The sequence below is a fragment of the Clostridium sp. LY3-2 genome (assembly GCF_024705715.1).
Classification (GTDB): Bacteria; Bacillota; Clostridia; order Clostridiales; family Clostridiaceae; genus Clostridium.
This window is the reverse complement of sequence record NZ_JAMDLQ010000036.1, coordinates 1-24,000: the sequence shown is the minus strand read 5'-3', so window position 1 is coordinate 24,000 and position 24,000 is coordinate 1. Positions and strand designations below refer to the sequence as shown.

The following is a 24,000-nucleotide window of genomic DNA, read 5'->3' as shown; positions in this document are numbered from 1 at the left end:
AGACACCAAAATTTGGTGTCTTTTTTTAGATCTTAGTGCATTTAAAAAATACTCCGTCTTGTAGATATACAATATATCCATCTTGTATAAGTATTTCATCAAAAGCACTATTAGGGTTTGTACTGCTTGTAATATCGATAACATTAATGATATCACCCTTTAAACCAGTACCATTTAAATCTTTCATATTAAAACCTTTTGCAAAGGCTGTACTTTTTAAACTAGATTCTAAATAGCTAGGTTTATCTATAGTAATTCCAGTTGCATTATTCTTATAAGAGTCTTTTCCTAAAACTAATGTTTTTCCAACTGGGGCCTCATTATTTGTACTTATAGCTGTTTTACCTATAACTTTTGAAATCTTCCAAGTTCCAAAATATTTTGATACGTTACTATTTGTGTCAGATTCATTATCCTTGCTTGCAGAATTTGAATTATCTTTTGAAGGAGTGTTATTTTTATCCTTACTTGATGAATTTTCAGTTTTGCTTGGAGCTTTAGTTTCAGTATCTTTTTTTGTAGTATTAGTATCTTTAGAATTATCTTTTTTAGATTCATCTTTGTTATCTGTAGTCTTGTCATCTTTTTTAGTATCATTTTGTGTTTGATCAGTAGTAGCGCCTGAATTATTATCAGGGGTTACAGTTTCTGTAGATTCAGTGTTTGAATTGCTATCAGCTGTTTTGTTTTGATCAGTACCGCAAGAAACAAATAAAAGAGAACTGCATAAAATTAATCCTAAAATTAAAGTTCTTTTCATAAATTCTTCCTCCTATATTGTTATAAAATTATTATATACTTATTTTGGATTATAGTGGTAACAAATTTGTGTAAATGGAAGATAAAAATAAAAAGAGGCAACTAAAAGCTGCCTCTAAAAGTTATAAATTACATTTTTTCGTGGAATGTTCTATTTATAACGTCTAATTGTTGTTCTCTAGTTAATTTTATGAAGTTAACAGCATATCCTGAAACTCTGATAGTTAATTGAGGATATTTTTCTGGTTGCTCCATAGCATCTAATAAAGTTTCTCTATCAAACACGTTAACATTTAAGTGATGAGCTCCTTGTGAGAAGTAACCATCCATTAATGTGCTTAGGTTTGAAACTCTTTGACTTTCGTCTTTTCCAAGTGCACCTGGTATTATTGAGAAAGTATTTGAAATACCATCTTGTGAGTGCTCGTATGGTAATTTTGCAACAGAGTTTAATGATGCAAGTGAACCACTATTATCTCTTCCGTGCATTGGGTTAGCACCTGGTGCAAATGGTTCTCCAGCTTTTCTACCACATGGAGTAGTACCAGTTTTCTTACCATAAACAACGTTTGAAGTTATAGTTAACACTGATTGAGTGTGGTATGCGTTTCTGTAAGTTTTGTTTTGCTTAATTTTAGTCATCATGTTTTCAACTAAGAATTTAGCTATTTCATCAACTCTATCATCATCATTACCGAATTTAGGGAAGTCACCTTCAACTTCGAAGTCTATTGCGATTCCTTCTTCGTTTCTGATTGGTTTAACTTTAGCATATTTTATAGCTGAAAGTGAGTCAGCACAAACTGAAAGACCAGCTATACCACAAGCCATTGTTCTAAATACATCTCTATCGTGTAGAGCCATTTGTAATGATTCGTAAGCATATTTATCGTGCATGTAGTGGATGCAGTTAAGTGCATTTACATATACGTTAGCTAACCAATCTGTCATAGCATCAAATTTAGTCATAACTTCGTCATAGCTTAAATATTCGCTAGTGATTGGAGCTATCATAGGACCTACTTGAGCTCCTGATTTTTCATCTTTTCCACCGTTTATAGTGTAAAGAAGAGTTTTAGCTAAGTTAACTCTAGCACCGAAGAATTGCATTTGCTTACCAACTCTCATTGCAGATACACAACAAGCTATAGCATAATCATCTCCCCAGTATTCTTTCATTAAATCATCATTTTCATATTGAACTGAACTTGTATCTATTGATACTTTAGAACAGAAATCTTTAAAGTTTTGTGGTAAATTTGGTGACCATAATACAGTTAGGTTTGGTTCTGGTGATGGTCCTAAAGTGTATAATGTGTTAAGCATTCTGAAAGAGTTTTTAGTAACTAAAGTTCTTCCATCTATTCCGTTACCACCGATTGATTCAGTTACCCAAGTTGGATCTCCTGAGAAAAGATCGTTGTATTCTGGAGTTCTTAAGAATTTAACTAATCTTAACTTCATTACGAAGTGGTCCATTAATTCTTGTGCTTCCTCTTCTGTTAAAGTTCCATTTTCTAAATCTCTTTCTATAAAGATATCTAAGAAAGTAGAAGTTCTTCCAAGTGACATTGCAGCACCGTTTTGTTGTTTTATAGCTGCTAAATATCCAAAGTATAACCATTGAACTGCTTCTTTAGCGTTTTCAGCTGGTCTTGATAAATCAAAACCATAAGTTTGTCCAAGTTGGATTAATTCTTTAAGAGCATTTATTTGATCTGAGATCTCTTCTCTTAATCTTAAAGTATCTTCATCTAAGTTTTTAACCTCTAAACTTTTCTTTTGATTTATTTTATCTTCTATTAATCTATCTACACCATAAAGAGCAACTCTTCTATAGTCACCTATGATTCTTCCTCTTCCGTAAGCATCTGGAAGACCAGTAACTATACCAGCTCTTCTTGCTGCTCTTATATCATCTGTATAAACATCAAAAACACCTTGGTTGTGAGTTTTTCTGTATTTACTGTATATTTCTGATATTTTAGGATTTATTTCATATCCATAAGATTTAGCAGAAGTTTCCGCCATTCTTATTCCACCTTCAGGCATAACAGCTCTTTTAAGTGGAGCGTCAGTTTGAACACCAACTATTTTTTCGATAGCTTGATCTATATAACCAGGCTTGTATGCATTGATTCCTGAAATTGTATCAGTATCAACATCTAAAACGCCACCATTTGCGTTTTCTTTTTTTAATAATTCACTAACTTCGTCCCAAAGCTTAGTAGTGTTTGGAGTAGCAGATGCTAAGAATTTGTCATCTCCTTCATAAGGTTTGTAGTTAGTTTGAATGAAGTCTCTAACATTTATTTCTTTATTCCATAAGCCACTTTTAAAGTTTTCCCATGCGTTTTGCATAATCAATCTACCTCTCATTACATTAAGATTAACAAAAATTTCTGTTGATAATCATTTTTAACAAAAATCGTTGTCAAAATAAGATTAACATTTTAGAAACATAAAATCAATAAAATAACAAAAAAAGTAATATTCAGATAATTCAAAAAAATTATGATAATGGCTTGGTTGAGCCAAAGTTAAAAAAATACCACTAAAGATAATCAATATCAATTAAAATAACAGGTCAAAAAGTATTAAGTAATAATAAATATTACTTGAAAAAAATCCTTTTAAACTTTAGAATATAATTAAACTTAAATTTTAAAAAAAGAGGAGTTATATTATGAAATTTTAAGTAGATATATACAAATTAGGACAAGTACTTAATGAACTAGAAAAAAAGTATGATTTAGAGTTTATGACTAAAATAGAATTAAGCGGTGGATGGTTAACAGTTGTAGGAGATTTGAAAGTTTTAAAACTTCCTAAAGAAGGAACAGGATGTAAAAGTAAAGGAAGTAACATTTTAGAATTTATGATAAAAGATGAAGAAAAAGAAGGATTAACTTTTAAAATAACAGGTGCAAAAAATAAGAAGTTTAATTTAAGTGTGGATTCAACTAGATTTAAAGAACTTGCACCTCAAAAATTAACTTTAAACACTATAAAAGTTAATAAAGAAGAAACAAAGTTAAGAATCGATGAAGATATTATAATAAAAATAAAAGATGATAAAGAAACTGTTAAAAGTATAATAGAGACTTTATTATAGCTACTTTAAAGACATTTCAATTATGAAATGTCTTTTTAATTTTATTAAAAAAATTTAAAATAATTCATAAAAACTAGAAAAATAATCCTAATTAAATTATAATATACATGGTTTACATAATATTAGTATAAATAGAAAAAATGTAAAAGACGGTGAAGTTTGTGGCAGAATCAATATTAATCGCACTAATAATTGCAAAAGTTAAAGGTCTTAAAATAAAAAGGCTTTTTAAGATAAAACAGTTTTACTTAATACTTTTTATGGAGCTTTTAGTGTTATATGTACAATTTAATATCTATAGAGAAAACTACTGGGTGATACAGTATGCTGGAATTTTTAAGTGTGTGTATCTATTATCGTATTTACCTTTAATATATAAGCTTTCTATTTATAAAGAGGCTTTAATAGGGTCAGGATTTATTTTTCTAGGAGGTATCTTTAATAATATAGTTATTAAAGCGAACGGAGGGTTTATGCCAGTTTATCCAACCCTTTCAAAAATTACTGGATATTATAAAGAGCAGGCTTTTGAAAAGGTTAACGATATACATATACTTTTAGGGGGAAGCAGTAAACTTTGGTATTTAAGTGATATTTTTGACTTAGGATATTCTGTTTTAAGCATAGGTGATATTTTAATTAGAATCTTTGTCGTAATCATAATCTATTCATCTATAAAAAAACTAAATAATAATTCAGTAGTAGGAGATGAAAGGACATGTTAAAGTTATCTTTTCTTGAAATAATTTTAAGAACTATACCAGAGAGCTTACTTTTTGTTTTAGTGCCTTACGTTATTTCTACAAAAGAAATTGAAGGGAGTAAGTATGTTAAATCTGTTTTTATACTTTCACTTTCAGTTGCTATAATTAGGGCGTTTCCAATAAGTTATGGAGTACATACATTATTAAATTTAATATTGTTAGTAGTTTTATTAAATTCTGTTAATGGAATAGAGATGGGGTTATCTATTAAATCTGTTATAGTAACAACAATTCTTTTACTTATTTCAGAGGGAATAAATTTACTTGCTTTAAAGCTATTAATTGGGAATATATCAAAAAAGATGCTCATAAACCCTATAAATAGAATAATTATGGGAATGCCATCACTAATAATATTTGGCATACTATTATTTATATTATTTAAGATAAATAAAAGGAAAAAGCATTATGAATATAATTGATAAATCTATAAATCATATAGTACTTAAGATTAAGGACAATACTGATTTAGATGGTGAAAAATTAGAAGTTATAAAATATGGGGTTTTTGCTATGGTTCAAATCTTCTTATCAATTATAGCAGTTATAATTTTTGGATTTATTTTTAATGTATTATTAGAAGCAATAATTGTTAGTTTTACTATTGCTGTACTTAGAAAAAGTTCTGGAGGCGTTCATGCAACAACTCCAGAAATATGTTTAGTTGTGGGAACAGCAGTTTCTGTTCTTTTAGGGAAAATATCGATTAATACTAGTGAAATAATATATTTAGTAGATATAGCAGTATATATACTTACCTTAATAGTAGTTATTTTTAAATCACCAATGCAATCTAAGAATAAACCAATTGGTGATAAAAAGAAAAAAAGATTAAAAAAGAAATCTATATTAATTACTGTAATCATAATAAGCTTAAGCTCATTACTTTTATATTTTGGCTATCAAAAAAGCAAAATAAACTTCATTTGGTACGCAAATGCTATGAGTTTAGGTATGTTATGGCAAGCATTTTCTCTTACAAAAATCGGAGAGAAGATTATGGGATTTGTAGACTTCTTTTTAAATAAATATATTTTTAAGGGGGAAATTAAAAATGAAAAAAAATAACAAAATATTAATGATACTTGCAACAGTTGCAACAGCTGCAGCTTCTTTAGTAGCTACATCAGCTTGTCTTTGGTCATTTTATCAACCAGAGGAGCCAAAATCATTAAGAGATGAATAAACTTTAAGTCGGTAATTTAATTACCGACTTTTTAAAAATGGAGAAACCGATGAGAGAAATAGAGGATAACAAATCAAAAAAAATTAATGATATTTTAGCTATAGTTAACTTAACTTCTATTTTATTTGTAGGGATGGTATTTTTACAAAAAATAGGTGAGATAGATACAGGTGTTTATTGGAGCGTTGCTACAGGACTTGGGATTATAAGTGCAACGATTATGATAAGTCTTATTTTAGTTAGCTATTTACTATGGAGATGTTGTATAAATAGCAAAATAAAGTATAACAATATGTTTTTAGCACATAAGATAGAAACGATTATATTTCTTATTCTTTTCACGAGCGCTGTTATTATTTCTGGTGCAAATAAAAGTGAGTGTAAATTTATATTTTTATTTTTAATAATAACAACAACTATTAGAAGTGGTTTGCGTGCTGGAATTAAAACCTCTGTTGTTTCAGCGGTAATAATACTAACTATTGATATAGTCTATATGCCAAATGAATTTATAAATAGCAATTTTGAGAATGACCTTATTTTAGCTGGGATATTTATACTTACAGCTTGGACTTTAGGTTATTATGTAAAAATAGAAAAAAGTTATATTTTAAGCTTAGAAGATTTAGTAAACAAAGATGGATTAACAGATGTTTATAACCACAGATACTTTTATGAAGAATTAAATAGAAGGATTACAGAAGCTAAAGAGACAGGTGAAGATATTGCAGTTTTATTTTTAGATATAGATTATTTCAAACATTACAATGATTTAAATGGACACCAAGCTGGGGATGAGGCTTTAAAAAAGATAGGGAAGTTATTAAAGTTTCATGCAGATGATAATCATACTGTAGCTAGATATGGGGGAGAAGAATTTTCAGTTATACTTCCAAACACTTCATTAAAAGAAGGAGAAGTTATAGCAGAAAGAATTAGGGAAAGTATAGAAAGAGAGGTCTTTTTCGGACAAGAAGATCAACCAAATGGCAATTTAACTGTATCTATTGGAGTCTCATCTTACCCTGAAAAAGCACAAAATGATATGGATTTAATAAAGAGTGCTGACGATGCATTATATAGAGCAAAGTTTTTCTGTAAAAATAGAGTAGAAAGTTATGTTTCAATTTTAGATGAAATAAAAAGAGATATAGATGAAAGAGATGTTGAATTAGTTACATCTATTAAGACTTTAATAAGTGTAATTAATGCAAAAGATAAATATACATATAGTCATTCAGAACGGGTAGTTTATTTTAGTAGATTGCTTGGGGAAGAATTAAATTTAAATGAAAGAGAAAAGAAAGATTTAACTTATGGTGCATATATGCATGATATAGGAAAGATAAACATACAAAAAGAAATATTAATTAAAAAAATGCCCCTAAATACTTTAGAGTGGGAAATACTAAAAACTCACCCTCAAAATGGTGCAGATATAGTTAGGCCAATCAAATCCTTAAAAAAGGTAGAACCTATAATCCTTCACCATCATGAAAGATATGATGGAGGCGGATATCCAAATGGTCTTAAAGGAAAAGAAATACCTTATTTAGCTAGGGTTTTAACTGTAGTTGATAGTTTTGATGCTATGACTTCTAATAGACCTTATAATAAAAGAAAAGATTATAAAGAAGCTTTAGTAGAATTAATAGAGCAAAAAGGAAAACAATTCGACCCGGATATTGTAGATGCTTTTGGAAGAGTATTAACTAAAAAAAAAAATATTGTCGAACAAACAGTTTAATATGTTTATTATTGTTCGCAATTATGATAATATAAATATATAGATTAATTTCTATATATTAGAAATTAACCTCTCATAAAATGAGAGGTTTTTTTAAGGAGGAAAGGGTTTGTTTAATTTAAAAGAGCTTTATATAGCTAAAAATTTAAATGATGCATATGATACTTTAGTCAGTTCTAAAAATAACTGCATTATAGGTGGGGCGATGTGGCTTAAGATGAGTAATAGAGCCATAAATAAAGGAATAGATCTATCAAATTTGAATTTAAATTATATTAAAGAAGAGGAAGATAGATTTATAATTGGTTCTATGACAAGTTTAAGAGAAATTGAAAAATCTAAAAATCTTAATTTAGCTTTTGATGGATACTTTAAAAAATTCTTAAAAAGTATAGTTGGGACTCAGTTTAGAAATACAGCAACTATAGGGGGAAGTATTTATTCAAAGTTCGGGTTTTCAGATATTTCTACAGGTCTTTTAGGATTAAATACATATGTTGAATTATTCCGTGGGGGAATAGTTTCGCTTGAAGAATTTAATAAGATGGAATGTAAAAAAGATATATTAGTAAATATTATTATTTATAAAAATGAAAATTTAAAAGTAGAGTATGAAACTCTTAGACTCTCAAAAACTGATCTACCTTTAATAAATGTAGCAGTTTCTTATGATGAAAAAGTAAAAGAATTTAATATTTTTGTTGGAGCTAGACCAAACCTTTCTAAAAGAGCAGTTAAAGCTAGTGAAGCTATTTCAAATGATTTTAGTAATTTAGATAAAGGGCTAGATTTAATTTCTAAGGAGTTGGATTTTGGAAAGAATATGAGAGGTTCTAAAGAATATAGAGAAGAAACTAGTAAAATATTAGTTAAAAGATGCATTTTAAAAATTATGGAGGATAGCTATGAAAATAAAGGTATGGATAAATAATAAGTTATTTGAAGATGTTATAGAAGATGATACTCTACTGATTGATTATATAAGAGCTAAGGGTTATAAGAGCGTAAAGAGAGGGTGCGAAACTTCTAATTGTGGACTTTGTACAGTTTGGCTTGATGAAAAACCAGTCCTTTCTTGCTCTGTATTAGCATTAAGAGCTAATAACAAGAGGGTTTTAACTATTGAAGGGTTAGAAAATGAAGCTAAAGAATTTACAGATTTTCTAGCTAAAGAAGGTGCAGAACAATGCGGTTTTTGTAGCCCAGGATTTGTTATGAATGTTTTAGCTATGGTAAAAGAATTAGATGATTTTAGTGAAGAAAATATAAAAGAATACCTTTCAGGGAACCTTTGTAGATGCACAGGATATATGGGACAACTTAGAGCTATAAAAAAATACCTTAAATTAAAGGGGGAACTTTAAGATGAAATATATTAATAAAAGTATAAATAAGTTAGATTCAGAATCACTTCTTAAAGGAAAACCTTTATACACTGAGGATATAGCAGAAGAAAATGCTTTAATTGTTAAAGTATTAAGAAGCCCTTATGCTCACGCAATAATTAAAGAAATAAATAAAGATATAGCACTAAAGGTTCCAAACATAGAGTGCATATTAACTTATGAAGATGTACCTAAAAAAAGATTTACAATTGCAGGGCAGTCTTATCCTGAGACTAGTCCTTATGATAGATTAATTTTAGATAAAAAGGTAAGGTATGTAGGAGACCCTGTTTGCATTGTTGCAGGAAGTAATGAAAAAGCTGTAGATAAAGCATTAAAATTAATAAAAGTTAAATATGATGTTTTAGATTCAATAATAGATTTTAGAGATGCTAAAGATAATAAAGTAATAATTCACGATGAAGATGATTATACTTACAAATTAGATTTAGGAATAGATAGGATGAGAAATATCTGCTCTAGTGGCGGATTTACTAAAGGTGATGTTTTAGAGGAATTTAAAAACTGCGATGTGATAGTTAATGAGACTTATAACACTAAAGCTAATGCGCAGGCTATGATGGAGACTCATAGAACATTTACAAGTCTTGATTGTTTTGGAAGGTTAAATATAGTAAGTTCAACTCAAGTTCCATTCCATGTAAGAAGGATAGTTGCAACTGCATTAGATATAGATAAATCAAAGGTTCGTGTAATTAAACCTAGAATAGGGGGAGGCTTTGGTGCAAAGCAAACTCTAGCTACTGAAATATTTCCAAGCCTTGTAACTATGGTTACAGGAAAGAGTGCAAAATATATTTTTACTAGAGAAGAGGCCTTTACAGGAAGTTCTTCAAGGCATCAAATGGAAATAAAAGTAAAGATAGGTGCAACAAAGGACGGCGAAATTAAAGCTATACAGATATATACATTATCTAACACGGGAGCCTATGGAGAACATGGCGCTGTAACTGTAGAACTATCAGGTTATAAAACTATGCCTTTATATAATAGAGCAAAGGCATTAAAATTTGATTTTGATGTAGTATATACAAACACAATGGCAGCGGGAGCTTTTAGAGGGTTTGGAGCAACTCAAGGAACATTTGCAATTGAATCGGCTGTAAATGAACTAGCTGCAAAATTAAATATGGACCCAACTGAACTTAGACTTAAAAATATGGTAACTCAAGGTGAAGTTATGGATGCATACTACGGTGAAACTTTAAATAGTTGCACATTAGATAAATGTTTATTAAAGGGAAAAGAATTAATAAAATGGGATGAAAAGTATCCAAGGGTTTCTATAGATTCAAAAAAAGTTAGAGCAGTAGGTTGTGCTATGACTATGCAAGGGTCTGGTATTTCAAGCATAGATACAGCTTCAGTGGAAGTTAAATTAATAGATGATGGAAATTATTTATTATTAGTTGGAAGCACAGATATGGGAACAGGTTCAGATACAATTTTAGCTCAAATGGTAGCAGAATGTATGGATTGCGATATAGAAAAAATTTCAGTGCATGGAGTTGATACTGACACTTCACCTTATGATACAGGTTCTTACGCGTCAAGTACAACATACGTAACAGGAATGGCAGCTATAAAAACTTGTGAAAGCTTAAAAGATATAATTTTAGATGAAGCTTCAAGAGTGCTTAAATGCAATAAAGAAGAACTAGAATTTTTAGGTGATAAAGTTAAAAGCTATGATAATTTAAAAGAAATTAGCTTAAAAGATTTAGCAAATGATTCTTTAGTTGGAGAGGGAAGGCCTTTAAGTGCTAAAAACTCTCACTCAAGTAAAGTATCACCGCCACCTTTTATGGTAGGATTTGCAGAAGTTGAAGTAGATAAAGAACTAGGAACAGTAGAACTTATTAACTATGTAGGCGTAGTAGATTGTGGAACTGTTATTAATAAGAATTTAGCTAAAGTTCAAACTGAGGGGGGAATAGCACAAGGAATCGGAATGGCACTTTTTGAAGATATAAATTATGATAAAAGAGGAAAAATGATAAACAATTCATTTATGCAATACAAGATTCCATCAAGGCTTGATGTTTCAAATATTATAGTAGATTTTGAAGAGAGTTTTGAAAAAACAGGTCCTTTCGGGGCAAAGTCTATTGGAGAGGTTGTTATTAATACTCCAGCGCCAGCTATTGCAAATGCTATTTATAATGCAGTTTCTGTTAATATAAGATCGTTACCTATAACTCCTGAAAAGATCTTTATGGAAATGAATAAAAAGTAATTACTTGTAAATTATATAAAATTATTTTATAATTTATTTTGGACAGTTCGTAAGCCTCCTGTCTTTAAACAAAACTAAGGCATAACTAAGGAATTAGGGATGGCTTTTTTGTCGTCCTTTTTTTTATTTGTGCCATTAAACTAAGGAGTGTTAGATTAAATGGATATGCAAAGGTATAGTAAGATTTTTGGAAAAAACGAAAGAGAAATGGTAATGCTTAAAGGGTTTCCTTGTAAGTGGGGAAGATGTGCTTTTTGCGATTACACAGAAGATAACTCTACAAAAGAAGAGGAAATGATTAAGTTTAATCGTGGAATCTTAAAAAATATCACAGGGGAGTTAAAGGTTTTAGATGTAATAAATTCTGGAAGTATATTTGAAGTGCCAGAGGAAAACCTTAAAGAAATAAAAAAGATAATAGATGAAAAAGGTATAGAAAAAATATTTGTTGAATGTCATTGGATTTATAGGGATAGATTAGATGAAATTAGAGATCTATTTGAAATTCCTGTTATTTTTAGATGCGGTGTAGAGACGTTTGATAATGATTTTAGAAATAATGTTTTGAAAAAAGGGGCAGCTTTTAGATCTTTTGAAGAGGTAAATAAATATTTTGATTCAATCTGCCTTTTAGTTGGAATGGTTGGACAAACTAAAGAGATGATTAAAAAAGATATAGAAATACTATTAAAACATTTTAAAAAAGGCTGCATTAATGTTTATGTTAATAATACAACAGATATAAAAAGAGATGACGCGCTATGTGATTGGTTTATTAAAGAATATAAATATTTAGAAAAAAATAAAGATATTGAAGTCTTAATCCATAATACAGACCTAGGTGTAGGGAGTGATTTAGATGAATAAGAGAGTTAATATTTTAGTTAAATTAGCACTAGTTGCAGCTTTATATGTAGTTTTAACTATAGCTATTGCCCCTATAAGTTATGGACCTATACAAGTTAGGTTTTCAGAAGTCTTAATTCTTTTAGCTTTTTATGATAAAAGATACGTATACAGTTTAACTATAGGATGCATTATAGCAAATCTTTTAAGCCCTTTAGGTATAGTAGATGTAGTAGTTGGAAGTCTTGGAACTTATATATCTGCTGTAGCTATTAGTAAAACTAAAAGTTTATTATTAGCTACATTTTGGCCAACTATATTTTGTCTTCCTGTAGTTTTATTACTACACTTAATAGTTGGACTGCCATTTTTTATATATTTATTTGGATTTATGGTAGGGGAGTTTATTTCAGTTACTTTGATTGGATATCCTTTAGCTAAAATATTAAGTAATAAAGAAGTTTTTATGAAGAAAATTGCGTTAAATTCGTAAAATTATATAAAAAATTATAATTAGCTTTATTATTTGTTGAAAAAGTTTAAATTACTGTGTTAGAATAGAAAAAAGACATAAAATTATGTAAATATTCGAATTTCTAAAGGAGAAAGTTATGAGAAAGAAATACAAAAACCCTAAAGAACTTGCAACTTGCCTAAAGGACTTAGTTGATTTATCACTAGATGGAATAATGACATTTGAAAAGGCGCAAGGTAAAGTTCAAGCAATCGCAGAAGCTAATAAGGAAACTGTTTTTAATGAAGGAAAAGTATCTTATAAGATAGCTACTGTCCTTGGGGAAGAGAGAACAGAAGAATTAAATAGAATGTTAGAGATATAATCTATTTTTAGGTGGCAGGTTTGTCACCTTTTTTTATTTATAATTGTCACCTTTTTAAAGTAATATAGTTGACAATTAAAGATCTATAATATATTATAAAATAAAGTTTGATAATCAAAGTATTTAAAGGAGAAATAATATGAAATTAAAAACAAGGGATTTAATATTAATATCAATTTTTGCAGCTTTAACAGCGATTGGAGCATTTATAAGAATACCAATTCCTATAGTTCCATTTACTCTTCAGTACTTTTTCTGTGCTTTAGGTGCGATTTTACTTGGAAGTAAAAGAGGTGCTCTAGCACAAATACTATATGTGTTTATAGGGCTAATTGGAATTCCTGTCTTTACTCAAGGGGGAGGACCTTCTTATGTATTTCAACCTACATTTGGGTATTTAATAGGATTTATAGTTGGAGCATTTATAATCGGAAAGACTATTGAAAATGTTAAAAGTGTAAACCCTAAAACTATATTTTTAGCAGGTATTTTGGGTCTTTTAGTTATTTATATTTTTGGTGTAAGTTATATGTATCTTATATATAATTTATATCTAGGACAAGCTATGTCACCTATTGCAGCAGTTAGTATAGGAGCTATTTCATGTATGCCTAGTGATTTAGTTTTAACTTTAATTATTTCTTTTGTTGGATCTAAAGTTTATAACAGACTAAAAGTTTTAAATATAGCTTAGATAGGAGAAATATGAAATTCGTTTTTGAAATTAGAGATAAAGTTTTAAAAGGTGAAAAGATTAGTAAAGAAGAAGCTAAAAAACTTTACTTTGAAGATTTAGAGGATTTAAAGGCTTCTGCAAATAAAATACGAGAAAAATTTTTAGGGGACTCTATAAATTTATGTTCTATAATTAATGGTAAAAGTGGTAGATGCAAAGAAAACTGCAGCTTTTGCGCTCAATCTATATTTTTTAAAACAGGTGCAAAAGAATATCAGATGCTACCTTTTAAAGATGTATTAAAAGAATTTAAAAGTAATGAATCAGAAGGAGTAAATAGATTTTCTATAGTTACATCTGGAAGAGGTTTAGATGGAGAAGATTTTAATACTATCTTAGATTATTATAAAAAGTTAAAAAGTCTAGGAAATTTAGAACTTTGTGCATCTCACGGAATTATAGATAAAGAATCTTTAAAAAGTTTAAAAAAGGTCGGTGTTAAAAGGTATCATCATAATTTAGAAACTTCAAAAGACTACTTTAAAAATATCTGTACAACACATTCTTTTGAGGAAAGATTAGAAACTATAAAATTTGCAAAAGAAGCAGGACTTGAAGTTTGCTCTGGAGGGATAATAGGACTTGGAGAAACATATTTAGATAGAATAGATTTAGCATTTACTTTAAGGGATTTAGAAATAAAATCCATACCTATAAATATTCTTATGAAAATAAAAGGAACTCCACTTATAAATATTAAAGACATAAGTGAAGAGGATGTTTTAAGAACTATAGCTTTATTTAGATTTATAAATCCTAAGGCAGCTATAAGACTCGCAGGTGGAAGAAATAGATTAAAAAACTATGGAGAAGAAGCCTTTAAAAGTGGCGCGAGTGCAACTATTACAGGGAACCTACTAACTACTTGTGGAAATAAAATTAAAGATGATATTAAACTAATTGAAAAATTAGGCTTAAGGGTAGAAAAATCATGAAAAGAGGCGCATATATTATAGGGACTGATACAGATATTGGTAAAACATTTGTATCTGCAGTTATTTTAAAATCTTTAAAAAATAAAGGGATTAATGCTACTTATTTTAAACCTGTATTAAGTGGGTGCGAAAAAAGAGATGGAGAGATAATTCCAAAAGATTGTGAGATAGTATGTGATATTGCAAACTTAAAAAAAGATTATAAGAAGATGGTTCCATACTCTTTAATCAATCCATATTCCCCTCATTTAGCTAGTTAAATAGAAGAAGTAAATATAGATATAAGTAAAATTATAAATCACTATAGGATATTAGAAAGAGAGCATGATTTTATTTTAACTGAAGGGTGTGGGGGTATAATTTGCCCTATATACTTTGGAGAAAAAGAAATTATGCAAATAGATATTATAAAGAAAATAAATTCACCTATTTTTCTAGTAATAAGTTCTGATATTGGAACTATAAATCACACAATGTTAACTATAAAATATTTAGAGCAAATAGGACTTTATTTAGATGGTATTATTTTTAATAGATTTGATACTAAGAATATAATTCATAGAGATAATTTAAAAACTATAAAGAAGTTATCAAATATTAATAATATTCTTACTATAAAAGAGGATAAAGATTTAAAAGGCTTAGATTTAGATAAAATATATGAATTTATAAAAGGTGCTAGTACAAAATACTAGCACCTTAATTACATCTATATAGACGTAACTTAACACTGAAATAAAATTATAATATATTTATTTTAAAATGTAAATAAAGTTAATTATTTAAATCGGGTTTGTACTTTTTAGGCAAGCTTTTTATTAGGAAATAGACTATTAAGCAAGAACCTATCTTATCTATTAAATTATTAAAAACCTTTGGTAAAAATGATGATAAAAATAAGCTGTTACCTGTTTCTCTAAGCCAAAGGAAGACAAAATCAAGTCCAGTTCCTGTTAATCCACCGTAAACCCAAATTCCAATTGGAGTTCCTATAAGAGGACAAACTATACTTAAAATTAGTCCTGTAATTAATGCACTTACAAAAGTGAATTTGAATTTCTTAGCTACAAATCCTACAATTAATCCAACAGCGATACTTACAATCATAAAGGGTATATCTTTTGGATTTATTAAAATACCTGTTACTACGTTTGTTAAACCTCCAACCATAGCACCATATAAAGGACCATAATATACTGCTATAAAGATTGTCCCAAGTACGTCTAAATAAAATGGTAGCTTTAAAGTACTAGTTATTGTTCCAAGGACTATATTTAAAGCTATAGCTATTGCAGAAAGTACGATTATTCTTGTTTTATTAGTTTTCATAAATAAACCTCCAAATTATAATGTCATTTGAAATTATACCAGTAATACTATAAAATGGGAAATAATAATTAATATATGAAACAGGTGATTTTATGAAAAGAAAAAAAGAATTAGTAATAGTAAGTCATTGCATATTAAATCAAAATAGCGTTGTTCTTCCTCTTGCAAGAAGTAGAGGGGCATTCCCTTTTGCTAAAGAAATAATAGATAGTGGAGTTGGGATAATACAACTTAAATGTCCTGAATTTACTTTTTTAGGGCTTTCTAGAAAAGGAATGACAAAAGAAGAATATGATACTAAAGAATATAGAAAGTTATGTAAAGGTATAGCAAAAGATCTTTTAACTGAGGTTTTAATGTATATAAATCATGGATACAAAATTAAAGGAATCATAGGAATAAACGAAAGTCCAACTTGTAGCATAACAGGAAATAGAGGAATTCTTATGGAAGAGATATTTAATCTTTTTAGTGAAAATAATATAGAACTTAAATTTTTAGAAGTTTCTACATCTTATGAAGAGGAAAATGAGGATAAAGAAGTAATAGATAATTTAAATAAAATATTATATTAGTTAATTAAAGAAAAGTTAACTAATAAAACAGCTAAATAAATTTTAGTTGGTGTATAATATATGTAAAGTGTTAACGTTTAGGAGGAATTTTTATGAAAAAAGTAGATGAAAGATTTTTGGAGTATGTAAAAATAGATACTAAATCTAACGAAGACAGTCAAACTGTTCCAAGCACTAAAGGTCAATTAGAACTTGGAAAAATATTAGTTAAGGAACTTTTAGAAATAGGAATGACAGAAGCTTCTATTGACGATAAGGGATATGTTTATGCAAGTCTTAAGGCTAATATCACAGCGGATGTTCCAAAGATAGGGTTTATATCACATATGGATACAGCGCCAGATATGAGCGGAAAAGATATTAAACCACAAATTATTAAAAACTATGACGGAAATACTATAGTTTTAAATAAAGATTTAAATATTGAATTAAATCCTAAAGAATTCCCTGAATTAAAAGATTATATAGGAAAAACATTAATAACTACTGATGGAACAACTCTTTTAGGAGCTGATGATAAAGCAGGTGTTTCTGAAATAATTACAGCTATGGAATACTTAATAAACCACCCTGAAATAAAACACGGTGATATTAAGGTTGGATTTACTCCTGATGAAGAAATAGGAAGAGGAGCTGACTTTTTCGATGTTAAGAAGTTTGGAGCAGATTTTGCTTACACTTTAGACGGTGGAACTATCGGAGAACTTGAATACGAAAACTTTAATGCAGCAGGTGCAAAAATCACTATAAAAGGAAGAAATGTTCATCCAGGTAGTGCTAAAAATAAAATGATTAATTCAATGATGGTTGCAAATGAATTTATCTATTTACTTCCAAAAGATGAGGTTCCAGAAAAAACTGAAAAATATGAAGGATTTAATCATTTAGTTGGAATAACTGGAACAGTTGAAGAAACTAAAATGGAATTTATAATTAGAGATTTCTTTAGTGATAAATTTGATGAAAAGAAAGAACAATTCATAAATGCTAAAAATGAATTAAATAGAATTTATGGAGAAGGAACAGTTACAGTTGAAATCACAGAGCAATATAGAAATATGAAAGAAATGGTTGAACCTGTAATTCATATAGTTAAAGCTGCTGAAAAAGCTATGGAAATGGCAGGAGTAAATGCTACTATTAAACCTATAAGAGGTGGTACAGATGGTGCAAGGCTTTCATTTATGGGCTTACCTACTCCAAATATTTTTACAGGCGGGGAAAACTTCCACGGAAGATACGAATATGTTGTAATAGAATCTATGGAAAAAGCTGTAGAAACAATACTTAATATAATAAAAATTTATGCAGATAAATAATTTTTTAGAGTAAGCGATAAGCTTACTCTTTTTATCTATACAAATTTAAAAAACATTTTAATTAAATATGTAGTATACTTGTTTATATAATAAATCTAGGAGAAAAATAAATGATATTTAATAAATACAATAAAGAGGAAAATTTATATATATTAAATTATCCTGAAAATGAAGAAGAACTTTGCGCTTTAGAGTGTAGAGTTTTATTTAATAAAGAATCTAAGGGGAAATATCTTTTTTCTAATTATAATTTTGATGCTTCAAATAGTCCTTTTATTAAAAGTGCTTTAAGAATTAAAATCTATAAAAATTCTTTAGAGGAAGTTATAGAAGAAATAAAAGAAAAAAATATATCTTATGAAAATTTTAAAGTTATTTATCTAAGACTTGAAGACTGTGATATATCTTATAAAGAAAGACTAGAAAGTGTTTATAAAGTAGGGATGGCTGTAAACGGCATAGCAAATATTAAAAATCCAAGTATTACCTTAGGGCTTGTAAAGGTTCAAAACTATTGGCTATTTGGAGAGTTTGATAAAAACAATTGCCTTTGGCATATTCACGATAAAAAGCCAAAGTCTTATTCTAATTCCTTAAGCTTTAGAGTGGCTAAATCCCTTATTAATATAGGAGTTGGAAGAGATAGAAATCTAAAAGTTATAGATCCTTGTTGCGGAGTTGGAACTGTTATACTTGAAGGACTTTTTATGGGGATAGATATAGAAGGGGTTGAGATTAAACCGCAAATAGCAAGTGATTGCAAAAGAAATTTAGAATTTTTTAATTATAAAGATGTTATTACAAAAGGAAATATAAAAGATATTGAAAAAGTCTATGACGTTTCAATTATAGATATACCTTATGGAGTATTTACACCTACAACAAAAGAAGAACAAGAACTAATTATAAATAGTGCAAGAAAAATATCTAAAAAATTAATTTTGATATCTTTTGAAAATATGGATGAGATGCTATATAAGGCAGGATTTAAGGTAGTAGATAGCGCATCTTTTTCTAAAGGGAATTTTATAAGATATATAAGTGTATGTATATAAAAAAGTAGAACGAAATGTTCTACTTTTTTTAGTCTTCTTCTATATATATAGATGAAGTAGGACAGTTTTCTTCAGCGTATCTTACTGCCTCTTCATATTGAGCTGGTATTTCACCTTCCATAGGAACAGATTTTTCTACATCTGGTGCAATTTCTACTATTTTAAAAACCTTTTTGCATGCACTGTGACAGAATTCACATCCTATGCATGACTCGTGGTCAACTGTAACTCTCATTAACAAAACCTCCTATAAAAATCTTTAATTTAATTATGAGCGAAATACTCGGAATTTTCAAGTGCAAAATAAGAAAAATGTAAAATTAAAAAAATTTTATGTATAAATTATATTATAATTTAATTCGCCATTATATTTTCATAAAGTTATTTAATATTAATTAAAATACATAAAAAAGAAATTTTTAATATGTTTTCTGGTGATATAATTTATTACTATAAGGGGATTTAATAATATGGGGAGGGTAAAATATGATAGTGAAAAGTGTATTCGAATGCAGTTTATATGGTGCAGATGAAAAAAATTCAGAAAACAAAATAGATGAGGATTTAATAAGTTATAAAGTTATAGAACTTAATAATACAGATAGAAGTGTGTTAAAGAAAATATATGGACTTGGACTTGAAGGGATGAGTATTATTATTGATAGTCCTGAGAGAATTAAGGGAATCTCTAAGGATATTGAATTTATAAATGACTTAATAGATTATAATTGTTTATTCATTTTAAATATAGATAGTTTAAAGGGTAAAAACGGAACTGAAGCAAAAAAAGTAGCTAAAAAACTAATTAAAAATAAGATATATAATTTTGTTTATACAAATAATAATTCAAATAGAAATGTAAAAAGTATTATTGATAAATGTAGTGAACTTGAAGGTATCTCAATAAGAAGTGCAAATTCATTATATAATGGAGAACAAGTCGACTTTCATGGTAGGAAAATTAAAAAAAGTTTCTTTGGATTATAGATATTTGTGAAGACTTACGCATATAAATAGCCTATAAATTATAAGTTAGGAGGCTGTTTTTTAAAAGTGTTAGATATTCACGATATATTAGAAGAAAAGATTTATTATGAAGGCGAGAACATAAATAAATATAAAGATTTGGTAACTTCATCTACTTATAGAATTGTTGAAATAGCATCATGGGATAGAAATATATTTAAAAAGCTATATGAAGTTCAATTAAACGGGTTTATACCTATAATAAAATATCCAGAAAAAATTAAGGAAATTAAAAATAACCCAAATATAATTAATCATTTTATTGATTCTAACTGTTTATTTCTTCTTGATGTTAAAAGCATAAACGGAAGGCTTGGTGCAACAACTAAGAGAATTGCAAATGGATTTTTAAAGCATAACCTTTATAATTTTATAAGCTATGAAGAAGATGATTCTTCATATAAAAATATCTTTGAAAATTATAATAATTCTAAAGATATTTTTAAAGAGAGTTTTGAAAAACTTATAAAAAATGAGAATATAGATTTTTTAGGAGTTAAAACGAGTTATAAAAGATTATGGAGATTTTTATAAATTAAGCACCCTTTTTAGGGTGTTTTTTTATTAAGGTAAGTGTATAATAATTACAAAAATAAAAGGAGATGAATTTATGAAAAAGAACTTTAATATAGATAGCTTTTATTTAGATTTTCAGTATACTAAAGAAATAATAAAAAATGAAAATATAGAGATAAAGGATTTAAAAGAAATTTTTGATGATTACATAGAAGTAAAAGAGACATATCAAAATCAAGCTGATTTTATAGCAAATATATTTAGAGCAAGTGATAATGTTCACTCAGTAAAATCAAGGATTAAAGATGAAGACAGATTAATTGAAAAGATAATTAGAAAAACAAGAGATAGAAAAGAAAAGTATGGGGAAGATTTTAAATTTACAAAGGATAATTACAAAGAGGAAATAAATGATTTAATTGGAATTAGAGTTATACATATTTTCAAAGATCAATGGAAAGAAATTCATGATGAAATTATTAAGACGTGGAAAGTCATAGAGATAACTGCAAATGTCCGTGATGGAGATAACACTGAAGTCTTCAATGAACTTGGGATTGAAGTTAGAAGCAGGCAATCTGGCTATAGATCAGTTCATTACTTAGTAGAATTTTATCCAACTAATAGAAAAGTCATAGCAGAAATACAAGTTAGAACAATATTTGAAGAAGGATATGGGGAGATTGACCATAGACTTAGATATTCACATAGAGAAATACCTGAGATTTTAAAATCTAATTTGCTACTTTTTAATAGGATAGTAGGAAGTGCAGATGAGATGGCATCACTTATTAATGATTTAAGTAAAGAATGGTCAGATAAAGAAATTGGTTATAAAAATCTTTTAAAAGAAAAAGATGAGGAGATAAGTAATTTAAGAAAATTATTAAATAAATAAGTTTAGGGGGCTATAAAAATGAATGAGGTTATTAGGTTATTAAAAAATAGGATGTCACTTAGAAAATATAGTGATGAAAAAATTACAGAAGAAGAGTTAGATTTAATTTTAGAAAATACGTTAAGGGCACCTACAGCTGGAAACATGATGCTGTATTCAATTATTGTTGTAAAGGACGAAAAAAAGAAAGAAGTTCTAAGTAAAACCTGTGATAATCAACCATTTATAAAAAATGCTGATACTATATTGATATTTTTAGCAGACCTTAGAAGGTGGTATGACTTTTATAAGTTTTCAAAGGTAGAAGAGTTTTGCAAGGAAAAAGAAATAGAATATAAAACTCCAGATGAAGGAGATTTTCTACTTTCCACTCAAGATGCAATAATATCCGCTCAAACATCAGCTATAGTTTGTGAAAGTTTAAATATAGGTTCTTGTTATATAGGTGATATTATAGAAAACTATGAGACTCATAAAGAACTTTTTAATCTTCCTAAGTGGACTGCACCAGTTTGTATGCTTTGTATTGGAAAATATGAAAATAATAAAAGAATAATTAAACCGAGATTTAAAAAAGAATATATAGTTTTTAATGAAGAGTATAAAAGATTAGATGATAAAGAGTTAAAAGATATGTTTAAAGACAAAAATATAAGTGAAAACAACATTTACGGTGCTAAAAATTTCGGACAATTTAATTATGCTAGAAAAACGGGTGCAGATTTTTCCAAAGAAATGGGACGTTCTGTAAGAAGTATGATTAAAGAATGGAATAGTTGAAGATAAATTTAATAAATCTTTAAAAATAAATTAAATATACTAAGTATAAATAGATATATTTAATAAAAATACGTATAATGTTATGTATTAAAAAGAATCGGGGATGGAAAAAATGAAGATAGGTTTAGTTTTATCAGGCGGCGGAGGAAAAGGTGCATACGAACTTGGTGTTTGGAAAGCTTTAAAAGAATTAGAAGTAGATAAATATATAGACGTATTTTCTGGTACTTCTATTGGGGCATTTAACGCAATATTATTTGCACAAGACGATATGAAAGCTGCAGAAGAATTGTGGAAAGAAGTAACTATGGAAAAATTAGTTACTATGAGTAAACTTGATTTAATTAAAAAGGGAGTAGAACTTGCTATAGGCTCAAGATATTTAAATATAGCAAAAAAATATATGACTCAAAAGCTTGAAAGTGGAGGCTATCCAAAAGACGGTGCTAAAAGTTTTATAGATAAATACTTAGACGTAAATAAAGTCAAAGAAAATAATAAGACATGCTATGTAGCTTGTACTAAATTACCAGACTTTACAGCGACTTATTTTAAAATCAATGATTATGAAGAAGAATTAGCAAAAAATATGATTTTAGCTTCATCTACTCTTCCTTTAATTTATGATAGTCATGAAGTATTAGGAAGTAAATATATAGATGGTGGAGTAGTAGATAATACACCTATACAGCCAGTTTATGGAGAAGGTTGTGATTTAATAATAGTTGTCCTACTTTCAAAAGACTCTAGAGTTGATAGGGATTTGTATCCAAACACGAGGATAATAGAATTATCTCCTAAGAATCTTGATGAAAGTACTATAAAAGGTACTTTAAATTTAGATTCTGAATCTAAAAAGATGAGGATTGCAGAAGGTTATAATGATACAATGGCAGAATTAGAGCCTATAATGCTTATGGCTAAAGCAAAAGTTATTGAAGAAGAAAAGAGAAAACATCCTAAATTATTTAAAGTATATAATATTTTAAAAAAGCTATCGTGATTGGTAGCTTTTATTTTTTTATTAAAATACTGAAATATTAATGTATTTGCTATATATATAAATAATTGATATTATTTAAGCTACAGATATAAAATTATTAAAGGAGATAAGTTATGGCAAAGGTTATAGTTGTTGGAGCAGGGCCAAGTGGTATAATGGCAGCTTTAACAAGTGCTAAAAATGGTAATGAAGTTATACTTCTTGAGAGAAATAATGAGATAGGTAAAAAACTTAAGCTTACTGGTGGGGGAAGATGTAATATTACAAATAACAGAAGCATAGATGAGTTTTTTGATAAAATAGTTACAAATAAAAAGTTTTTATATAGTGCATTATATACATTTTCAAACTACAGTCTTTTAGATTATTTTGATCAAAAAGGGTTAGAATATAAGGTTGAATATGAAAATGATGAAAAAGTATATACTAAAAGTGATAAATCAGATGATGTTATAGAGTTATTTTTAAATGATTTAAAAGATAGCTCCGTAAAAATATTATATAATACAAAAGTATCTGATTTTATAATAGAAAATGGTGAAATCAAAGGTGTAATAGACGAAGACTCTAAAAAGATATATGGTGATAAAGTCATTATATCTACAGGGGGGAAGAGTCACCCAAATACAGGTTCCGACGGATTTATGTTCGATATATTAAAAAATTATGGTCACAGCATAAAACCTCTTTATCCAGCACTTATACCATTAGTTACTAAAGAGGATTTTGTAAAAGGTCTTCAAGGTGTTTCTATGAAAGATGTCGTAATAAGTACTAAGATAAAAAAGAAGAAGATAGAACAAATTGGTGATATGATATTTACGCATTTTGGAATTTCAGGACCAGCTGTTTTAAAAATTTCTTCTTATATTAATAAGGAACTAGAAAATGGTGATATTACTTTAAAATTAGACTTTTTAAAAAATACTT

Annotated in this window: 27 protein-coding genes and 1 pseudogene; 24 read left to right on the top strand and 4 right to left on the bottom strand. The window is 28.1% G+C overall.

What is annotated here, in order from left to right; translation table 11 throughout:
• Positions 1-25: 25 nt before the first annotated feature.
• Positions 26-760, bottom strand: coding sequence for a hypothetical protein (locus tag M4I33_RS11855; RefSeq protein WP_257916987.1), 735 nt, complete (start codon positions 758-760; stop codon positions 26-28).
• Positions 761-888: 128 nt separating this feature from the next.
• Positions 889-3,120 (bottom strand): formate C-acetyltransferase, encoded by a 2,232-nt coding sequence (pflB, locus tag M4I33_RS11850; protein WP_257916986.1) that lies wholly within the window; start codon positions 3,118-3,120, stop codon positions 889-891.
• 400 nt (positions 3,121-3,520) lie between these two features.
• Here pflB and M4I33_RS11845 point away from each other — a divergent pair, with 400 nt between their 5' ends.
• The 15 genes and pseudogenes from M4I33_RS11845 (at position 3,521) to bioD (ending at position 15,264) form a co-directional block, all read left to right on the top strand.
• On the top strand, positions 3,521-3,874 hold the full coding sequence (locus M4I33_RS11845; RefSeq protein ID WP_257916985.1) for a UDP-N-acetylglucosamine pyrophosphorylase: 354 nt from the start codon (positions 3,521-3,523) through the stop codon (positions 3,872-3,874).
• 161 nt (positions 3,875-4,035) lie between these two features.
• On the top strand, positions 4,036-4,599 hold the full coding sequence (locus M4I33_RS11840) for a DUF5317 domain-containing protein (protein ID WP_257916984.1): 564 nt from the start codon (positions 4,036-4,038) through the stop codon (positions 4,597-4,599).
• Complete coding sequence (locus M4I33_RS11835) at positions 4,593-5,060, top strand: hypothetical protein (RefSeq protein WP_257916983.1); 468 nt, start codon at positions 4,593-4,595, stop codon at positions 5,058-5,060. Before M4I33_RS11840 ends, M4I33_RS11835 begins: the two co-directional genes overlap by 7 nt.
• On the top strand, positions 5,047-5,706 hold the full coding sequence (locus tag M4I33_RS11830) for an accessory gene regulator ArgB-like protein (RefSeq protein WP_257916982.1): 660 nt from the start codon (positions 5,047-5,049) through the stop codon (positions 5,704-5,706). Before M4I33_RS11835 ends, M4I33_RS11830 begins: the two co-directional genes overlap by 14 nt.
• The gene (locus tag M4I33_RS11825; protein ID WP_257916981.1) at positions 5,693-5,824 is read left to right on the top strand and encodes a cyclic lactone autoinducer peptide; all 132 of its coding nucleotides are present in this window, start codon (positions 5,693-5,695) and stop codon (positions 5,822-5,824) included. The genes M4I33_RS11830 and M4I33_RS11825 overlap by 14 nt, the downstream gene beginning before the upstream one ends.
• Positions 5,825-5,873: 49 nt before the next feature.
• Positions 5,874-7,571 carry a diguanylate cyclase gene (locus tag M4I33_RS11820; protein WP_257916980.1) on the top strand — a complete coding sequence of 566 codons (1,698 nt, stop codon included), beginning with the start codon at positions 5,874-5,876 and terminating at the stop codon, positions 7,569-7,571.
• Between the two features lie 109 nt (positions 7,572-7,680).
• The gene (locus M4I33_RS11815) at positions 7,681-8,502 is read left to right on the top strand and encodes an FAD binding domain-containing protein (protein WP_257916979.1); all 822 of its coding nucleotides are present in this window, start codon (positions 7,681-7,683) and stop codon (positions 8,500-8,502) included.
• Positions 8,477-8,935 (top strand): (2Fe-2S)-binding protein, encoded by a 459-nt coding sequence (locus M4I33_RS11810; protein ID WP_257916978.1) that lies wholly within the window; start codon positions 8,477-8,479, stop codon positions 8,933-8,935. The genes M4I33_RS11815 and M4I33_RS11810 overlap by 26 nt, the downstream gene beginning before the upstream one ends.
• 1 nt (position 8,936) lies before the next feature.
• Positions 8,937-11,213 (top strand): xanthine dehydrogenase family protein molybdopterin-binding subunit, encoded by a 2,277-nt coding sequence (locus tag M4I33_RS11805; protein WP_257916977.1) that lies wholly within the window; start codon positions 8,937-8,939, stop codon positions 11,211-11,213.
• A gap of 165 nt (positions 11,214-11,378) precedes the next feature.
• On the top strand, positions 11,379-12,080 hold the full coding sequence (locus M4I33_RS11800) for a radical SAM protein (RefSeq protein ID WP_257917017.1): 702 nt from the start codon (positions 11,379-11,381) through the stop codon (positions 12,078-12,080).
• Positions 12,073-12,552 carry a QueT transporter family protein gene (locus M4I33_RS11795; protein ID WP_257916976.1) on the top strand — a complete coding sequence of 160 codons (480 nt, stop codon included), beginning with the start codon at positions 12,073-12,075 and terminating at the stop codon, positions 12,550-12,552. Before M4I33_RS11800 ends, M4I33_RS11795 begins: the two co-directional genes overlap by 8 nt.
• 118 nt (positions 12,553-12,670) lie before the next feature.
• A complete protein-coding gene (locus M4I33_RS11790) occupies positions 12,671-12,898 on the top strand; it encodes a TIGR04540 family protein (RefSeq protein WP_194190144.1) in 228 nt (75 codons plus the stop codon).
• 139 nt (positions 12,899-13,037) lie between these two features.
• Positions 13,038-13,592 (top strand): biotin transporter BioY, encoded by a 555-nt coding sequence (locus M4I33_RS11785; RefSeq protein WP_257916975.1) that lies wholly within the window; start codon positions 13,038-13,040, stop codon positions 13,590-13,592.
• An 11-nt stretch (positions 13,593-13,603) separates the two neighbouring features.
• Positions 13,604-14,569 carry a biotin synthase BioB gene (bioB, locus tag M4I33_RS11780; protein ID WP_257916974.1) on the top strand — a complete coding sequence of 322 codons (966 nt, stop codon included), beginning with the start codon at positions 13,604-13,606 and terminating at the stop codon, positions 14,567-14,569.
• A pseudogene (gene bioD, locus M4I33_RS11775) lies at positions 14,566-15,264 on the top strand (dethiobiotin synthase). The gene bioB and the pseudogene bioD overlap by 4 nt, the downstream one beginning before the upstream one ends.
• A gap of 79 nt (positions 15,265-15,343) precedes the next feature.
• On the opposite strand, the gene M4I33_RS11770 reads toward bioD, so the two are convergent.
• Positions 15,344-15,898 carry a CD3073 family putative ECF transporter S component gene (locus M4I33_RS11770; protein WP_257916973.1) on the bottom strand — a complete coding sequence of 185 codons (555 nt, stop codon included), beginning with the start codon at positions 15,896-15,898 and terminating at the stop codon, positions 15,344-15,346.
• A gap of 92 nt (positions 15,899-15,990) precedes the next feature.
• Here M4I33_RS11770 and M4I33_RS11765 point away from each other — a divergent pair, with 92 nt between their 5' ends.
• From M4I33_RS11765 to M4I33_RS11755, 3 genes are all read left to right on the top strand, one after another.
• A complete protein-coding gene (locus M4I33_RS11765) occupies positions 15,991-16,473 on the top strand; it encodes a CD3072 family TudS-related putative desulfidase (protein WP_257916972.1) in 483 nt (160 codons plus the stop codon).
• Positions 16,474-16,565: 92 nt separating this feature from the next.
• The gene (pepT, locus tag M4I33_RS11760; RefSeq protein WP_257916971.1) at positions 16,566-17,792 is read left to right on the top strand and encodes a peptidase T; all 1,227 of its coding nucleotides are present in this window, start codon (positions 16,566-16,568) and stop codon (positions 17,790-17,792) included.
• A 110-nt stretch (positions 17,793-17,902) separates the two neighbouring features.
• A complete protein-coding gene (locus tag M4I33_RS11755; protein ID WP_257916970.1) occupies positions 17,903-18,847 on the top strand; it encodes a TRM11 family methyltransferase in 945 nt (314 codons plus the stop codon).
• 28 nt (positions 18,848-18,875) lie between these two features.
• On the opposite strand, the gene M4I33_RS11750 is transcribed toward M4I33_RS11755, so the two are convergent.
• Complete coding sequence (locus tag M4I33_RS11750; RefSeq protein ID WP_194190151.1) at positions 18,876-19,082, bottom strand: ferredoxin; 207 nt, start codon at positions 19,080-19,082, stop codon at positions 18,876-18,878.
• A gap of 251 nt (positions 19,083-19,333) precedes the next feature.
• Here M4I33_RS11750 and M4I33_RS11745 point away from each other — a divergent pair, with 251 nt between their 5' ends.
• The 6 genes from M4I33_RS11745 to M4I33_RS11720 all read left to right on the top strand — a co-directional run.
• The gene (locus M4I33_RS11745; protein WP_257916969.1) at positions 19,334-19,834 is read left to right on the top strand and encodes a CpsB/CapC family capsule biosynthesis tyrosine phosphatase; all 501 of its coding nucleotides are present in this window, start codon (positions 19,334-19,336) and stop codon (positions 19,832-19,834) included.
• 66 nt (positions 19,835-19,900) lie between these two features.
• Complete coding sequence (locus M4I33_RS11740; RefSeq protein ID WP_257916968.1) at positions 19,901-20,407, top strand: CpsB/CapC family capsule biosynthesis tyrosine phosphatase; 507 nt, start codon at positions 19,901-19,903, stop codon at positions 20,405-20,407.
• Positions 20,408-20,483: 76 nt separating this feature from the next.
• Complete coding sequence (locus M4I33_RS11735; RefSeq protein WP_257916967.1) at positions 20,484-21,287, top strand: RelA/SpoT domain-containing protein; 804 nt, start codon at positions 20,484-20,486, stop codon at positions 21,285-21,287.
• Between the two features lie 18 nt (positions 21,288-21,305).
• Positions 21,306-22,067 carry a nitroreductase family protein gene (locus M4I33_RS11730; protein ID WP_257916966.1) on the top strand — a complete coding sequence of 254 codons (762 nt, stop codon included), beginning with the start codon at positions 21,306-21,308 and terminating at the stop codon, positions 22,065-22,067.
• A 112-nt stretch (positions 22,068-22,179) separates the two neighbouring features.
• Entirely contained in the window at positions 22,180-23,070 is an 891-nt protein-coding gene (locus M4I33_RS11725) for a patatin-like phospholipase family protein (protein WP_257916965.1), read from the top strand.
• A gap of 113 nt (positions 23,071-23,183) precedes the next feature.
• The coding region (locus tag M4I33_RS11720) for an NAD(P)/FAD-dependent oxidoreductase (RefSeq protein WP_257916964.1) at positions 23,184-24,000 on the top strand (817 nt) is incomplete at its 3' end.